General features: G+C 67.4%; 24 protein-coding genes. All 24 read right to left on the bottom strand.

Translation table 11 applies throughout. The features are described from left to right. Position 1 precedes the first annotated feature (1 nt). Positions 2-451 (bottom strand): hypothetical protein, encoded by a 450-nt coding sequence (locus tag ACREYQ_RS30430; RefSeq protein ID WP_432263018.1) that lies wholly within the window; start codon positions 449-451, stop codon positions 2-4. 28 nt (positions 452-479) lie between these two features. Further along, positions 480-785, bottom strand: a complete 306-nt coding sequence (locus ACREYQ_RS30425) for a hypothetical protein (protein ID WP_432263017.1) — start codon at positions 783-785, stop codon at positions 480-482. Between the two features lie 50 nt (positions 786-835). After that, a complete protein-coding gene (locus ACREYQ_RS30420; protein WP_432263016.1) occupies positions 836-1,033 on the bottom strand; it encodes a hypothetical protein in 198 nt (65 codons plus the stop codon). Beyond that, positions 1,030-1,476 (bottom strand): hypothetical protein, encoded by a 447-nt coding sequence (locus ACREYQ_RS30415; RefSeq protein WP_432263015.1) that lies wholly within the window; start codon positions 1,474-1,476, stop codon positions 1,030-1,032. The genes ACREYQ_RS30420 and ACREYQ_RS30415 overlap by 4 nt, the downstream gene beginning before the upstream one ends. Before the next feature lie 53 nt (positions 1,477-1,529). Next, entirely contained in the window at positions 1,530-1,988 is a 459-nt protein-coding gene (locus ACREYQ_RS30410) for a hypothetical protein (protein ID WP_432263014.1), read from the bottom strand. Between the two features lie 81 nt (positions 1,989-2,069). Beyond that, on the bottom strand, positions 2,070-2,618 hold the full coding sequence (locus tag ACREYQ_RS30405) for a hypothetical protein (RefSeq protein ID WP_432263013.1): 549 nt from the start codon (positions 2,616-2,618) through the stop codon (positions 2,070-2,072). Between the two features lie 229 nt (positions 2,619-2,847). After that, positions 2,848-4,239, bottom strand: coding sequence for a hypothetical protein (locus ACREYQ_RS30400; RefSeq protein ID WP_432263012.1), 1,392 nt, complete (start codon positions 4,237-4,239; stop codon positions 2,848-2,850). A 110-nt stretch (positions 4,240-4,349) separates the two neighbouring features. After that, positions 4,350-5,435, bottom strand: coding sequence for a hypothetical protein (locus ACREYQ_RS30395; protein WP_432263011.1), 1,086 nt, complete (start codon positions 5,433-5,435; stop codon positions 4,350-4,352). Positions 5,436-5,896: 461 nt separating this feature from the next. Then, complete coding sequence (locus ACREYQ_RS30390) at positions 5,897-6,739, bottom strand: abortive infection family protein (RefSeq protein WP_432263010.1); 843 nt, start codon at positions 6,737-6,739, stop codon at positions 5,897-5,899. 407 nt (positions 6,740-7,146) lie between these two features. Further along, positions 7,147-7,674, bottom strand: a complete 528-nt coding sequence (locus ACREYQ_RS30385) for a hypothetical protein (protein ID WP_432263009.1) — start codon at positions 7,672-7,674, stop codon at positions 7,147-7,149. A gap of 137 nt (positions 7,675-7,811) precedes the next feature. Continuing rightward, the gene (locus ACREYQ_RS30380) at positions 7,812-8,309 is read right to left on the bottom strand and encodes a DUF1643 domain-containing protein (RefSeq protein ID WP_432263008.1); all 498 of its coding nucleotides are present in this window, start codon (positions 8,307-8,309) and stop codon (positions 7,812-7,814) included. A gap of 4 nt (positions 8,310-8,313) precedes the next feature. Next, the gene (locus ACREYQ_RS30375) at positions 8,314-8,514 is read right to left on the bottom strand and encodes a hypothetical protein (RefSeq protein ID WP_432263007.1); all 201 of its coding nucleotides are present in this window, start codon (positions 8,512-8,514) and stop codon (positions 8,314-8,316) included. Further along, a complete protein-coding gene (locus ACREYQ_RS30370; protein WP_432263006.1) occupies positions 8,511-8,906 on the bottom strand; it encodes a hypothetical protein in 396 nt (131 codons plus the stop codon). Before ACREYQ_RS30370 ends, ACREYQ_RS30375 begins: the two co-directional genes overlap by 4 nt. After that, a complete protein-coding gene (locus tag ACREYQ_RS30365; RefSeq protein ID WP_432263005.1) occupies positions 8,903-10,189 on the bottom strand; it encodes a hypothetical protein in 1,287 nt (428 codons plus the stop codon). Before ACREYQ_RS30365 ends, ACREYQ_RS30370 begins: the two co-directional genes overlap by 4 nt. Positions 10,190-10,250: 61 nt before the next feature. Beyond that, on the bottom strand, positions 10,251-10,847 hold the full coding sequence (locus ACREYQ_RS30360; protein WP_432263004.1) for a hypothetical protein: 597 nt from the start codon (positions 10,845-10,847) through the stop codon (positions 10,251-10,253). A 370-nt stretch (positions 10,848-11,217) separates the two neighbouring features. After that, a complete protein-coding gene (locus ACREYQ_RS30355) occupies positions 11,218-11,940 on the bottom strand; it encodes a hypothetical protein (protein ID WP_432263003.1) in 723 nt (240 codons plus the stop codon). 261 nt (positions 11,941-12,201) lie between these two features. Next, on the bottom strand, positions 12,202-12,480 hold the full coding sequence (locus tag ACREYQ_RS30350) for a hypothetical protein (RefSeq protein ID WP_432263002.1): 279 nt from the start codon (positions 12,478-12,480) through the stop codon (positions 12,202-12,204). Continuing rightward, positions 12,477-12,623, bottom strand: a complete 147-nt coding sequence (locus ACREYQ_RS30345; RefSeq protein ID WP_432263001.1) for a hypothetical protein — start codon at positions 12,621-12,623, stop codon at positions 12,477-12,479. Before ACREYQ_RS30345 ends, ACREYQ_RS30350 begins: the two co-directional genes overlap by 4 nt. A gap of 1 nt (position 12,624) precedes the next feature. Then, positions 12,625-13,047: a hypothetical protein gene (locus ACREYQ_RS30340; protein ID WP_432263000.1), complete on the bottom strand. Its 423-nt coding sequence runs from the start codon at positions 13,045-13,047 to the stop codon at positions 12,625-12,627. A gap of 137 nt (positions 13,048-13,184) precedes the next feature. After that, entirely contained in the window at positions 13,185-13,670 is a 486-nt protein-coding gene (locus ACREYQ_RS30335) for a hypothetical protein (protein ID WP_432262999.1), read from the bottom strand. Then, positions 13,663-13,935, bottom strand: a complete 273-nt coding sequence (locus ACREYQ_RS30330) for a hypothetical protein (RefSeq protein WP_432262998.1) — start codon at positions 13,933-13,935, stop codon at positions 13,663-13,665. Before ACREYQ_RS30330 ends, ACREYQ_RS30335 begins: the two co-directional genes overlap by 8 nt. 10 nt (positions 13,936-13,945) lie before the next feature. Beyond that, the gene (locus tag ACREYQ_RS30325) at positions 13,946-14,236 is read right to left on the bottom strand and encodes a hypothetical protein (RefSeq protein ID WP_432262997.1); all 291 of its coding nucleotides are present in this window, start codon (positions 14,234-14,236) and stop codon (positions 13,946-13,948) included. Positions 14,237-14,282: 46 nt separating this feature from the next. Beyond that, positions 14,283-14,735 (bottom strand): hypothetical protein, encoded by a 453-nt coding sequence (locus tag ACREYQ_RS30320; protein WP_432262996.1) that lies wholly within the window; start codon positions 14,733-14,735, stop codon positions 14,283-14,285. Between the two features lie 30 nt (positions 14,736-14,765). Beyond that, the gene (locus ACREYQ_RS30315; RefSeq protein WP_432262995.1) at positions 14,766-15,266 is read right to left on the bottom strand and encodes a hypothetical protein; all 501 of its coding nucleotides are present in this window, start codon (positions 15,264-15,266) and stop codon (positions 14,766-14,768) included. Between the last annotated feature and the right edge of the window lie 33 nt (positions 15,267-15,299).

Here is a 15,299-nt window from a genome sequence, read left to right as displayed (position 1 = left end):
GTCAGGCCGCCCGCCGGCTCACCTCGCGCGCCGCCTCCAGCCGCGCCACCCGCTCGCTGAGCGCAGTGAGTTGCGCCTGCATGTTCACGGCCAGCGCGTAGGCATCGTAGCGCGTGAAGAACACGCGATAGGCCTCGGGGCGCTCGGCAATGCGGCGCACCGTGAACTGCACCACTTCGCTGCCGAGCTTCAGGACGCCGCCGCAACCATCGAGGAAGCGCGTATGCGTGAGCTCGGCAGCGCGGCAGTGCTGGTAATGCCGGGCCAACGCCTCGATGGCGGTAGCGGCATCGGCCACCGGAAGCGCGACGCCCAGCACGCGCGCCGTCTCGTGGCTCTGCAACGGCGGCGCGACGAACTGGGTCGAGATGAGCAGGTAGGTCTCCTGAAACGGGCTGGCCACCAGTTCTTTGGCGAAGACGTAAAAGAGGTTGTCAACGTCGGTCATCATGCTCAGAGATCCTCAGCGCTGGGTGTGGTCAATGGGGCCAACGCGCGACCTGCGCATTGGCGAAAACTGCCTCGACGGGCTCTTCAGCGTAGGCGGCCTTGAGGCCCGACCAGTCGGAGATGCCGACGACCACTCGCGCACCATAGCCCTCGGCCAGTTGCCCTTGCGCGATGTCGACCGCGTCGTCGCAGGCGTTGACGGTCTGATGGTGGACCGCGACCATCTTGGCGGCCATGCCCAAGGCACGGGCCGTGTCTTCGAGCGACAGGCCGCGCGAGACCAAGCGATTCAGGAGATCGAGCGCAAGCGCTATGGCGGGATTCGGAGTGTTCACGTCGGACTCACAAAGAGGCATAGGTGGAATCGGATGCACGGCGCGGTCGCTCACCGGCCCAGATGGCGGGCCTGCCAGAGATGCCACATGGCCACGCCGTGGAGCGTGGAGCCCCGGGCGCTGTAGGCGTTGAGAAAGCCGCCACCGGCCAGCAGCGCGCGCGCGGCGAGGCGATGGTGGCGGCGCCGCTTGCGCTTGTCGGCCGGGTAGCCCATCTGCAGGGCCTGATTTACGGGCAGGACTTTCATGACTGTGCGCCCCCGGCGGACCTCGACAACAGGCGGGCCGTACCGGGCACCGCCGAAGCCTTGTCGGCCACGCCGAGCGGATCCCAACGCGTGAAGTCGTCGGCCACTGCCTGCGCCATGTCGAAGCCGACCACATTGGCCCCCACCAAGGCGGGCACCGGCGGCTCGCTACCGACCGGTTGGACATGCCAAGCATTGAGCGCCGTCATGACCTCCTCCAGCAGTAGCGCCCCGTAGGCGTCGCGCTTCCGATAGAACGCGTGCGCAGGGAACTCTTGATTCGGCGGTACATTCAAGCCCATGCGCACGAGCTCCCCGGTGTTTAGCCGCTCGGAGACCTGCGCCGCATACCCGTTGAGGGTCGAGGTGAGGTGGATCACAAACGTCCGAAGCGGCACGATCGTGCCGGCCTTCACCTCGATGTCAATGGTGGTATCACGCATAGTCGCTTCCTTCATCGGCGGCGCCCCGGGGCGCCTCAGGGTTCAATTGGGGATCAGGCCTTGAGCCGGGCGATCTTGTCAGCGATGGCCTCGGCCTCCGCGCGCGCGACGGGTCCCGCCTGCTGGACGGTCAGCCGCTCGCGCGTGTCGATCTCGATCTGGGTCACCCACGCGTGCTCGGCGTCGCCGCCGGCCGGCGCCCCGACGCGCACGGCGCGCACGTCGGTGATGCGCTCGGCCCGGATCGGGCGGGTCTCGTCATCGGTGCGCAAGGTCAACATGCCCGGCTGCCCAAGCTCGCGTTCCAGCACCAGCTGCGGTCGCCCCAACAGGAAGATCAGGCCGAGGCCGACCATCGTCAGCGCGACCCCGATGCCCCAAGCGATCGGCCGGCCACTCACCGCGATGGTGATGAGTCCGGTCACGCAGAGGACGAGGCCAAGGAGCGTCGCCTTGGCGCGCGCGGCCTCCGAGGCAGTGGGGGCGTCGTTGGATGGGCGGATGGCTGGCATGGGAGGTGGGATCGCTTGGTGTGGGGTCAGGTTGGTGGGGGGCGGCATCGCGGGACAACGCACTCCCGGAAAGTGCACCCGTTACGAGGCGGCGCACGACGCGAACATCTGCGCGGCCCACCGGTCCGCGTTCGCCTCGGCCGCCGCCTGCTCGTGCGGGGCGAACGACTGGAGGCTGCACGTGCGGCCGTCTGGCAGGTCGGCGGCGACCTCCCAGCGCCCACCGTCGCGGGCGCTGGACTGCACCAGATAGATTTCGCGCACGCGCGTGCGGCGCAGGTAGCGCGTGCCCCATGCCGAGACCGTACACAGGCACTGGCCCTGCACGCTCGCCGTGGACGGCTCCGACGTGGCACGCGCGGGCACCGGCCCCGCCTGCCCGATGCCCCCGAAAATCGCATCGGCCCAGCTGCGCAGGCGCATCAGCGCCTCAGTTTCGGCGTCGGGCGCAAAGGTGCCCAAGCGGGCGGTCTCGCCACCGTCCAGATCCGCGACCACCACCCAGCGCTTGCCCTCGTCCGGCATCAGCTGCGAGAGCGACAGCTCCTCGATCTGGGCAAAGGGCAGATAGCGCCGGTAGGACGTCTGTAGGATCAGATGGCGCGCGGAAAACGTCAGGGTGGTTTGCATGGCATTCTTGGGGTTGGCCGTCGACACTCAATGAGTTGGATGATACGCACTCATTGAGTGCCGCGCAAGGGCCTGAAGATGAGGTTGGCATCCCCTGCCCTATCGGCGCAGATGGCGAAATCTGAACCCCGCGAAAGTCGGGCTACCCAGCGGCGCGCACATGAAAAAGCCCCACCGGATCAGGGCGGGGCTTTGCAGTTGCCGCAGCCAGCGGCCGGCGGATCGCGCGCTAAGCGAGCGCCGGGCCTTCAGCCGGGGCGCCACGCCTCGGCGCCTGCGGGACCTCACGCTCCCATGAATTCGCCGCCATCGGGCAGTGCCGCAGCGTCTCCACCATGACATGGCCATCAGGGACACCGCCCGCGATCTGGCGCAGTTCGGCAAGCGATGCGCGCGACTGGAATTCCAGCTTGACGTCCACCCCCAGTGAACACGGTTCCGTGCGCCAGTGCTGCGGGACGGCGGGCGTCGCCCGCAGCGCGGTGTGCAGCATCTCGATGTCACGCTCGCATTCGGCACGCAGCGAGTACGTGTGCCACGATTGCAGGCCGTGATCGGTGTCACGTACTGCGTGGTAGCGGTCGCGCCAGAACACTTGCGACACCGGATCCTCGGCGCGGGTGGCATGCCAGCTGGCCCACGCGAGTTGCGCACGGCGACGCGCATCGCGTCGTCCCAAGGGGTCGTTCGTCCCCTCGGCGGCGACCAGATCGGCATCCGTGCACAGGTAAGGCGTCAGCTGCAGACGAAAGTCAGTGGCCAGCACGCCCAGATCTTCCACCGCTTGCGCATAGTGCTCCTGCGTGATGGCGGCCCACACGCCACCAGCCTCCACCAAGTAGCGGCCGTAGCGGAAGCCATAGGCATCAAGCATGCCGACATCCGACTGAGCGCAGTTCACGAAACCCACCTGCATGTCGACCTGAGGCGCCGTCGCCCGTTGCAACGCCGCGCCCATCGCGCGCTCGGCCTCATCGCGGCCAAAAATGCCCCACCGTTCGACGGGCGTCCCTTCCGGATTCCCATACGCATTGCAGCGGAAGAGGCTGTAGCCAAAGACCTCCCGATTGCACCACGCCGAGTAGTCCTTGAGTCGGGCATTGGCAGTATCCACCAGCTCCGCGCGCGCCCGCTCGGCCGCCTTCACCCGGTTCAGGCGCCGGTCCGGATCACTGGCATCGAGCTGCGCCGCGATCTCAGCGCGCCGGTTGGCGAATGCGATCTGCGTGGCTTCGCCCGGGACATACACCGCCGATGGCGCGACAAACCACATGCGCTCGTGTTCCGTGTACGCGATCGACTCGCTCACCGAGTAGCGCAGGTTGCCCTGTGCATAGCGATCGACCCGGTAGGCGAGGTGCCCGGCCTCCTGCTCGGCCACCAGATACGCGTTCAGGGCATCGGTCGAGCGGAATTCGGTGAGCTGGCCAAAGTCGCGTCTGTTGGCCGCCGGATTCGTGGCCATGGCATGGGCGTCCTGCAGCAGGACGCCCACCACATAGCCATCCTCATACGAAAAGAGCCGATGATCCTCCATGTGGGCCACGAACACTGGCAGCACGGCCAGATGCTCATTGGGCAGTTCGATGGTGGTCATCGGGCGATAGGTCTGCAGTTTCATGATGGGAGACTGGGTGGGCCGCTAGGCGGCCGTCGAGATCTGCTCCGGGTCAAGACAAGGTCGGGGCGCCAGCGTCGAAACAGGGCCCTCGTGTGGAGGGCCGCCCTGCATCAGAGGCCCGGGGCCGGCGAGGCATCCGGCACGGCCGCCTTGGGTGCGGCCTGCAGTTCGGCCACGCGCTTGTCCATGTCGGTGATGCGATCTCGCCAGAAGGCCGTGGAGTCCGTGTCGCCGTCCAGCTCCGGCAGCGACAGATGCAGCACAGCCCACGCCTTCTGGGCCGCATAGCGCTCGGCGAGGCCTTCCCGCGCCTCATCGTCATCGCGACCGCGATAGCTGACCACATCCCTGTCAAGGCGACCATAAGCATGCAGCGTGAGCGCGAAATCGGCCGCCAAATCCTCCAGCTGCGGTGTGGCCTGCGCAAAGGCCTCCTGCGCGATCGCGGCCATCACACCGCCACGCTCGGCATCGTACCGGCCGACGCGAAAGCCCAGCGGCGCCAACATGGCCACGTTTTCCTCACGGCAGCCAATGAAGCCGACCTGCATGTCGGCCTGCGGCGCCGTTGCACGCTGCAGGTTCCCCATCAACTCGTCGCGCGCGTACTCGTGCCCGATAAAGCCCCAGCACTCCTCCGGCGGGCTGACCTCTTTGCCGTCTGCGTCAAATTCGTAGACCAGCACGCCATAGACCTCGCCATTGCGCCAGTTCGAGTACTCGTCGAGCGTCGCGTTGGCGTCCTTGACGAACTCCTTCGCCGCCAGACCATAGGCCACGGCCGTATGGCGGCCTTTTTCCGGTTCCAGCTCGGCGCGGCGCTTGGCGAACTCTTCCTGCACATAGTCGCAGGGCACAAACACGCCAGCCGGCGCGACGTCCCAGCGGCGATCCGGATAGTTGGCGGTCTCGTTCACCGAGTAGTGCACGCGGCCATGTTCGTAGCGGTCCACGATGAAGGCCAGCTTGTCCTCATGCTGGACCTGCGCAAGGTAGTCGTCGCGCTCACCCGCCGAGCGGAATTCCGTAAACGTGCCGAAACCGTCATCGTTCTCCGCCGGGTTGCAATGCGAGCTGTCCGGATCGTGCACCAGCGCACCCACCACGAAGCGGTCTTCCACACGGAAGAGATAGCTGTCGTTGGCGTCGGCGAAATAGCTCGGCAGCTCTGCACGGTTGCCGTTGGGCAGTTGCACGCTGGATGAGGTGTGTCGGGAGATTTTCATGTCGTATCCTTGGTTGCCGCAGTGGCCCCGTACCGCTTCAGTTTCGGTCAGCCTGCGGCTGCCCGGGCTTGCCCGGGCGCATCGCCTGCCATGGTACACCGGGGCCCACGTCGCTCCGGTCGGCGCTGGTGCATCGCCAACGTGAAAGAATGTTTTTTTCGCATCCGATAACAGCGATAAGAAAAATTTGGCAGCACAATCACCGATATTTCGCGGAAATCATACGATAAACGGCGCCCGAGCGGAAGCCCGGCACCTGCAATCGTCGGAATCACTGCAACAGCGGGGCCGTCACGGTCTCCAGACGGATCACCCTTCATCGACCAGTTCGGTGATAGCGTGCACCAGCCCCGCGCTCGCACTGGGGGACAGGCGCAGCCGCGCCGGGATGGCCTCCTGTTCCCGACGGCGTCGGTGCGTTCGACTCGGCTTCAGTCGCCCACCTTGGCCGCGATGTAGTTGAAGATGGTGTGCACGGCATTCACCACCAGCGTGGCATCGATACGGTCCAGTAACTGCTCGTTGGCATGCCCGACGCTAGCGTGATTGCGCAGCTTGCCCAGCGTATCGAGCGTACTCCCCATGTTGTTTAGAATGCGTTCCACATCATCAGCATGGGGTCCCGCCTTCTTGAAAGCCGAATGCCGGTCGCGCAGCCGACGGAATAGCAGCGTCACCGATTCCTTGCGCTCCCACTCGATACCCGCACGCCGGCACACCTCCCGGAAGTAGCCGTGCAAGGCCGTGTGCAAGCGATCGACCGCGCTGGCGGGGCCGTTAGGCGACTGGATCAGCGTCAGAGCGTCTTCCAGCGCCACCCTGACGATCTCCGATGGGCTCTGCGGCGGCGCCACAACCAGCGGGACGTGCGGCGTGCCGCAGACCGCCGCGAAAAGCTGCGGCGCGTCCGTTCTGATTGCATCACGTAGTTTCGGATGCGAAGCCAGCGCGAAGAGCGCCGGCGTGTTGTCTGCGCCCCGCAACCGGGCGAGCAGATCCATGACGTGGCCCGGATAGTCCTCGTTGCCCTTCCACTGACTACCCTTTAGCAAGCGCGGCGCCGGCACAAGGCTATGCGCCGCTGCGAAGTCGCGCCAGTCGATCTCGTCGAAGGCCGGCACGATCGCCTTCCTGATTGCCACAAACGCCCGGTTGCGCTCCACCGGATCATCCATCAGATCCTCGAATGCCGTCATCGCCGCTGCTCCAAAAAAACCCACCCCGACCAACACACCCACGGCGCGCCAGCGCCCTGCGCCGGCTTGGCCGGCCATCGATACCACACCACCGGATCGGTGCCACACCCCCCCTCACCCGGACGTCGATGCACACCCCCCCTCACCCGGACGTCGATGCACACCCCCGGCGCACAGCCCTGCACAGGTCCCGCACGCGTCCTGCGGCCGCCTTAACCCACCCGAACCAGCGAACCCACGCGCGCCAGCGCCCCCGCCGCAGGCGGCCTCGGCATCCATGCGGCGCCATGGTCCCACCAAGGCCGCGTCAAGGGATATCCCCAACGATGCCATTGTCGCTTCCTACCAAACAGGAGAGGATACCCATCCTTGTCCTTACCGATACCGAGTCGACCTTAAGCACCAATCCCAAACCAACCCAACCCACACCGGCCGGATACGGCCGGCACGCGAAGCGTGATCGTAGCCCCGTCGGGGAATTGACCTCAAAACCCACCCATCGCGCTATCCGTCGCCAGCAACGGATGGATACCGGCCTTCGTGAACACGAGCGACCGGAAGGCCTTCAACTGGTCGTACATGGCCAGCACCTTCTCGGGCTCCACGGCTTCCCCCCAAGGCGTGCGCATCATGCGCGTCAACTCCACCTTGTTGGCGGGTTGAATCGTCCTCACGGTCGGCTGGCCATGCGCCATCGCGTTGCGCACCTCGCGCAGCTTCACGATCGTGGCAAACGGCTCGACGTGAATGTCCAGCTTGACGCCGATCGCCTTGGCGATTTGCTGGAGCTTGATGGGACTCTTCTCACGCTCCTTCCAGCCATGGACACGCTGCGCGCCGACATAGTTGACCAGCGCTTCGGTAAAGAACGCCATGGCGATCACGGCACTCATGCTGTCCAGCGTGATCCCTTCAAGGCTACCGGCCTTCAGCTTGTCGGCGATGACCTCACACTGGTAATTGGCCAGCGAATACAGCGCGTTGTGCGGATTCGATTTGTAGCGAAATGCCATGGGCTAGTCCTCGCTTTGCGTTAGGTAGGGCAGCCCGGATCATCCCGATAAGCCATCTGCCGAGCAACCACGGCCAGCATAGCCACTTTGTGTGGACGTGTCCGGTAGCACGCCCCATCGCCCGATGTCGGCGCCCCTCAGATGACGTAGGGCACGAGCTTGGTGTTGACCGGGATGAAGCCCTTGCCACGGGCCAGCGGGTGGGTCGGATGCCCGCCCTGCGTGAGCTTGAGCATCCATGGCTGGACCCCGGCCGCCCGCATCAGCGCCTTGACCGCGTCGACGCGTCCGGGCAGGTAGTTGGCGTTGGCCCCCCATGCGCACAGGATCAGCGCAGCGCGCCCCAGCAGGTCCTGCAGATGCCGGTCATTGTCCGGGCCGATGGGATCGGCCGCCGTCGCCAGTGCCGACGGATCGGTGGACCGCAGCGCGGCAAGGTTGCCCACGCAGATGCCACCGTAAGCGTTGTGCCGGGCAATCTTGATGACCTTGTCGATCGTCAGGTCGTCCTGTTCGGCGTCGGCCGTACTGGGATTGACCATCAGCACGCCCATGGTCGGCCGGCTCGGGTCCCACACCCGCCACAGCAGGTACCGGAACGTCTTGCAATCGGAGATCACTGCACCCTTTTCCATCGCGTTACTCCGCCACGAAATCATTGGAGTCCAGCTTGCGCGCGCCATGCTTCACCTCGAAGCCGGGAGGCTGCGCACAGGCCGCGACCACTTCCGCCTCGGTCGGATACACGCCCTGCACCGCCCATGGGGACATCCGCACCACGCCCCAACCCCGGATCCAGCCCGGATTGTCCGGGTCCAGTTCCAATGCGTGATCGGTCAAGGTGCGTCTTCCTTTGCTTGCTTGGGCGTCGGCAAGACCTTGATGACCCAGCCGAGCAGGTCGGGCGCTGCGGCCAGCAGCATCATCAGGAACAGCCCGTACGTGCGCCACGTCAGCCGCTCGTGGATGGCCGGCCCCAGCAGCGTCGGCATCACGTTCACCACCATCATGCCGCCCTCCTTCGTCGTCAGTTCAAAGGCCTGCGTCACCACCCGCCCTTCCACCGTGACATCCCGATACAGGCACCCGGTGCCCATCGCCTCGGTATGGGTGGAGAGCATGGCAAGGCAACCGCCCGGCACGAGCGCGTTGACGTGCTCGTAGCGCGTCGTATAGCCAATGCCTTGGAACAGGCCCCAGATCACCAGCCAGCGGATCACGAGACTGATCATGCCCGGGCTCCGGTATCGAAGAACGCCTGTGCGTCCCGGAGGTCGGCAAGCTTCTGGGTCACTTGCATGACCGTCGACCTGCCGCGCAGGCCAGCCACCCAATCCACAAAGAAGCGCACCTCAGGCCCTCGGTCGCGCAGGGCGTCCGTGTCGTCTGCCACGAACCGCAGCGCTCTCGCCACGCGCCCGACCATGGCACGCAAGGCATGGTCGTACGCGACCGATTGGCGCGCGGCGTGCGCGGCCGTCGCGAAATCGTGGCCACCCAGCAGCTGGTGCGCGACCACCATGCCGGCGTGCACCGCGCTGTCCCGTTCCGCCTCGGCAAGGCGGCCCAGCACATACATGATGAGATTGCAGTCGCGGCCCTGCGCAGTGCACCCCCACACGAGGAACTGACCCGTCACGTCTTCGCTGAAGCCTTCGAGGGTCGCGTCGTTGAGCGCGGCAAGTTCGGGATACGTACGTCGCAGCGTGGCCACGGTGTCGGGATCCAGCGGCGGCGCGCTGTCCGCGTTCAGCGCTGGCACGGGCAGCCCGGCGAGCAGCGCGGCCCAGTCGTGATCCGCGTCCAAGCGGCAGCGGATGGCAGCACCATGACGGTGCCAGCGCGCCTCCACGGCGTGCAGCGCGTCGAAGCGGGCCTGCGTGACGGGGGCAAAACCCTCCGCAAACGCGCCGAGCGACGAGCTTTCCATGCTGGGAAGGTCGGCCTTGCCACTGGCCGACCGACTGCCGACGGGCTCAGGCGTGACGGCCATGCTCGCGGGTGCTGCCGGCAGGCTCGCGACATCGCACGCGCCAAGCAGCGTGTAGCCCTGATCGCGATAGTAAAAGTCTGCGGTCCCCGGCAGGGGCACCGGCACCCCCGCCAGTAGCCGCGCCAGCGCATCGTGCAGCTCCGCGCGGCCCACGAAACGTCGGGCGATGCGCGCCGGAAACCCGTGGTGATGGATCTCGAAGCCATCGGCTGTCTCCCGCACCACCCATGCCTTGGGCACCACGTCATAGCGCCCGACCGCGTCCTGCGGGGTCGTCCATGCCTGCGGCAACATGGCCCGCACGGCTTCCACGCGGGCACTGCCGTCGGGTGGCAGCGTCGGCCCGGCCGCCTTCACCAGTTCGACAAGGCGCTCGAACACGAAGACCCGGTTGTCCTCGACCAGATACCGGGCATTCGGCACCCCCTCCATCTCGCGCAGTTCGGATTTCAGGGCGAAATCCGGCTCGGTCGCGTAGCTATGGTATTCATCCGCAAAAATCGGCAACGGCTTGGTTGGCATCGTCGTCCTCGCCCGGCCAACGTGGCCGGCGCAGTTGTTGATCGGTGAGCAATCCGATGGTCTATTCCTTGGGCGCTGGCCGGTCGCCCTCGCCCGCCAGCAGGATGGCCCGGTCGCGCCAGTACTGCGACTTCGCGTAGTACTCGTCGGCACGCGCGAGATCGCCGCGCTCGCGCGCCTCATTGCCGTCGGCCAGCCAGCGACTCGCGCGCGTCTCGGCGTCGAGCTTGCGCTCGTGCAGCGACTTCTTGGGGCGCTGTTTGCCACCGGCGCGCGCCGGCTGGCCAGCCGCTGGCGCCCCGGCGGCGCGGAGGGCCGCCGCGACCGCCGTGGCGATGCGCGCGCGGATCGGCGCAAGCGCCGCTTCCGACTGTTGCACCTGCGAACGATTCAGTGCCAGCAGCTGCTTGGCTTCCTGCCGCGTCTCGGTCACGAACAGGATGGTGTCAGGCGAGCAACAGGTCGCACCGTCCGCATCGACGGTCAGGTCCGCGACGGGCTGCAGATCGACCAGCGGCACCTTGGCGTGTGCGCGCACACCGGCGATTTGCCACGGCCCGTCGCACAGCGCGAGCGGGTCGCTCGGCGCGCAGAACGCAAAGCGTCCGATATCGGCTGCGGTGACCGGCGCTTCGGGCGTCACGCGGCGAATGGTCATGCCTCGCCCTCCGGCGCCTTGTCGACGGCGTCGCGCCCATAGATGGCCGCGAGCTCCAGACACTGCCCTTGACACTCCGGACAGTGGCCACTGTCAGTCTGGTGGCGAGCGCCCTGCCAGCCGCAGGCCTCGCACTCCACCGTCGGCGACGACTTGTTCATAGATTGCCATGGGTTATCGATCTCAGCGGCACCGGGCCAAGACCGTTGTTGCGATTCGCCATTATCCTCCGCCGCCGCGCCCCACCCGCCACCGGCCGGGTGGGATTGATAGCACTCATTGAGTGTGAATGGTAGTCCGATCACCGCCTTTGCGCAAGGCACACCGCGCGGGACCGGCCGCCAGTCGCTGGCAGCGGCTGACGCCGGGGTCAGGCACCGGCGCCCGGCACGATCGACGGGCCGATCGTGCAGTCCTGCAGCAGGTCATCGGACGTGATCGACGCGGAGCCCTGCACCAACAGCGGCGCCTGCACGCCGCACAGCGTGATGCGGGCCGCCTCCTCGGCGGTGGTGGGGAAAAACGCCGCGCCGGGCTCGTAATGCAGGTAGAAGTCGCCCTGTTTCGCCGCGCAGTGCGCACAGTGGTTCATCAGGTAGTGACTGCCCGCCGTGCCGCTATAGTCGACGTGGTAGGCCGGACAGTGCTGGGCGAGCACCTGCCGGACACTGCCGGCCATCCCGCTCAGGTCGCTCACGAAGCTGCCCGCCTCGGCCACCTCCCACGGCAGCGCCATCACGCCCGCCGCGCTGTCATCCGGGAAGTCGTCATAGCGCGCAAGGTGCCCGGCCGGCACGGCCAGCGCGAACACCGGGGTCGTGGCGCCGCACTGCCAGCATGGCGCGGTGGCTTGCGCGACAAAGTAGGACGGGGCGATCACGGACGGCAGCCAGTCGGCCAGCGCCTCCAGATCGCTCGCGGGCCCGGCGAACCAGCCGCGCGGCGCCTCGGACCACTCGGCGCGGCCGGCCAGCGCCTGCTCCCGTCGGGAGGCCCCCAGCAGCACGGGCAGGCGGGCAAACCGGTATCGACCTTCGCCGTCCACATGCCCGGCACCAAACAGCCCCATCGCAAGGTAGTCGTCGATCTTCATCCTTGTCCCCTCGTCAGTCGGTCGGCCGCACGCGGCCGGTCCGCTCCCGCGAAAATCCGGTGCGCCAGTTGGCTGGCACCGGCGCTAAGACCGGCCTGTGCGCAGCGTCAGGCCGACAAGGATAGCGCGGCCGCGCCCGGCGCGTCCCGCTGGAAGCCGGTGAACGTGGCCACCGCGCTAGCGTGCGCCGCCGGCCGAGGCGCCCGGTGCGGCGCGCAGCGGGCGGGAGGCCGGCGGGGTGGGGGGAAGTGGCGTCGGTCATCAGCGGGCTGCCGTGGGCGGGGTGGGACACGCGCCCACCGGGTCGCGCGCTTCGGCGTGGCCGATCTGGTTGAACTGGGGGGCGTACTTCTTCCAGCATTCGTACTCGGCCCACGTGAGGTGCCGGTTGGCGCAGCCGATGCAGGCGCATTCGCGGCCGTCAGCGGCGGCGCGGCACCAGTGGTCGCGCACGCCCAAGGTGGCGACCTTGTCGGCGACGCGCGGATAGTCGCGCGCGTCCAGCGCCTCGGTCACGGTGAGGAGCGTCGGCCCGGTCATCGCGCCGCCCCGCCGCGCCACACGCGCCACGTGCCGGTGCAGGCGCCGGTGGCGAGGCTGTAGGTGCGGAACACCTCGAAGCGGTCCCGTGCCCGGGACTGTCGGCGCTTGATCTGGCGCAGGCTCATGGGGATACCTCTCATGTCAGGATTGGTCGGGTGGGGTCTCGGAATGGCCGGTCTTTCCGGGGGGATCGTCCGCCCCGCGCGGGCGCAGCCACGGCAGGCACGCCCACGCTGCCCCCAGATTCGCCTCCAGCGCCAGCGCCCGTTGCGCGTCCTGTTGTGCGTTCCGCTGCGCGGCCAGCGCCGCTGCGCGCCGCAGCTGCATGGTGTCCTGCAGGTCGACGCACACCAGCGCCACCCGTATCGCCAGATCGGGTGGCAGGTGATAGCCGTCCCGCGCGCGCCGGAAGTATTGCGCGACCTTGTACGGCTCCTCGATCCCGAGCCTGCGCACGTATTCCGTGGGATCGGCGGGAAAGGCCCGCTGGATCTTGCCCTCGGCGAGCAAGCGGATGAAATGCGCTTCCACGGCCTCGATGAGATCCGGATCTCTGTGAATCATCGCTATCTCCCAGTCGGTTGCACGATGCCGGGTGGCCGCCCGTGCGTCAGGACTGCGTTTCGCAGCGATAGCCCAGCACGATGCTCACCGAATCGGGTGCGGTGATGGCCGTAGCCGGATGTCGGCATCGCGTCTCCTCAGGCACGGCATGGCTGGCGCGTGGCCAACCCGAACCGCACGAAGCGCTCGAACCACGCCTGTACATCCGCCAGCGCCAACGCCGCGAGCGGCACCTCGGGGATCGCGTTGTCCACAGCGTTGCGCGCATACAGGCGGCAGCTCACCCCCTCGCCGTACGACTCGACGATCATCGACACCGTGTTGCGGCCGCCGATGTGCGCATCGCAAAAGGCTTCGCCCGGGGCCGGCACAAACTCCAGCACGGCCTGCGCGCGACCCTCGACGCCGTTGACAGTGTGGCGGACCCAGAAGCCGCTCGCCTGCATCGCGCTGGCCTGCGCTTGCAGGTAGTCGTGCAGGCCCATGGCCGCAAACTGGTCGCGGGCCTGCGCCACGCGCGTGGCCTGTTCGGCCGCAGCCTGCGCAGCGGCCCGTGCCGTGTCGGCGGATTTCGCGGCCTCGGTGCCCTGCACGTCTTGCCAGATACGAAGGAAGTCAGTCATGAAAAGGTTCCAGTTGGGAGTGTTGCCAGTACAGGGCCCCGCCATAGGCGATCGCCACGAGGGTCGTGTCGGCGTCGACCGCCGACCAGATGCCAAAGCCCGTGGCCGGGCGCCCCAGTGACAGCTGCACCGCGCGGGCACTGGCCTGCGCAGCGTTGGGGTAATGCGGATCGGCCGGGTCGATCTCGGTGAGATGCCCGACCTGAAAGCGCGCTGCCGGCGTCACGCCCGGCGTGGTGGCCGTCGCCGGCCTTGCGTAGGGCATCCGTGCCCGCTCAGTGGCTCGCGCAGCGCGTGCCCAGCACGATCGTCACGTTGTCCGTGCTCAGTGCCGTGCCGGTGGGCGCGATCTGCCGTTTGAAGCTCTCGACATACTGGTGGCAGATCTGCACCTGTCCGTTCTGCACCGCGCGGGTCGCGGCCAGACTCACCTCCTGCCCGCCGACCTGCACGCGCTCGATCGACACCAATTCCGGCCCGGGCGCCGGTTTGAACTCGGCCGCCTGAGCGGCCATCGACAGGGTGGCCAGTACGACGGCCAGCATCAGGGTACGAATGGTGTGCATGTTCTTCTTTTTCCTTGGTTGAGGGATCACGACAACGATGATGCGACTACCGCGCCGAGGCGTCGGCGTTGGACAGCTGCCAGCGCGGCACGTCGCCGGTGCAGGCCAGCAGCGCGCCGGTGGCGCTAACGGCCACCATGCCACGCGCGAGGCACGGGGTGCCCAGCGGCGCCGCCGCGACCTCGGCAACGTCGGTGCCGGCGCGCTCGGCATGATTGCAGTCCACGCGAAGCGGCCCTTCGAGGCGAACGTTGTGCAACTCGCACGGCGCGGGCGGTGCGGCGGGCGTGTCCCGGATGGTTGCCGGATGGCAGTCCAGCTTGCCGCTGCCCGAAACGCGGAGCCCTTCGCCCACTGCGCAAAGCCCTGCCCCTGCCACGGGCTGCTGCGACGGGCGCTCGCCGGCGGCGTGGCCAACGCCCGGCGATACGAGCAGCGCGAGGGCCGTCAGGCGGCACGCCATCATGGCCGTCGCTCTCTTTTGATTCGGATTACGCATTACCTCTCCTGTTAAGTTAACCGTCGGCTTTCATGCGCGGCGTTCCCTTTGCTTCGGCTGGCCGCGCACCATGAAGAAGGTCTCGACCTCGTCTTCAATCGCCTTGCGTGCGCCCGCGCCCAAGCTGGTCATGAATTGCGCCTGCCATGCCAGATCCACCGCGTGCAGGCGTTTCGGGTCGATCCGATGCGCCACCATGTAGGCCATCGCGGCCCGGGCGTTGTCCCCCCGCCCCACCCGGTGCCGCGCGAGGTACACCGCCGCTTGCAGTGCGTCCGGATGGGTGCTCGCGTCGGTGCCCGAGAACTTCTTCATTGCGCGTTGCGATTGTCTCGGGCTGCCGCTCAGGCGGATGCCACGCCAACCTGCCGCGCCCGCCATGTCGCCCTGCCAGCCCTCGCGGTACGTCCGCTTCTCGGCGCCAGCCGGCAATTGCACCTCGTATTCGCCCGCGTGCACCGGTAGGGTGGCCATCGACAGGAAGCGCTTCATCGGGACAAACTTCAGCTCTTCAGCACGGCTCGTTGCCATCTCGGTCCTTATCATCGTCAACGGGGTGTCGTC

Source organism: Cupriavidus sp. TMH.W2 (genome assembly GCF_050847365.1).
Lineage (GTDB): Bacteria > Pseudomonadota > Gammaproteobacteria > Burkholderiales > Burkholderiaceae > Cupriavidus.
Note: the sequence above shows the minus strand (reverse complement) of the source record. Positions and strands in the feature narration are given on the sequence as shown.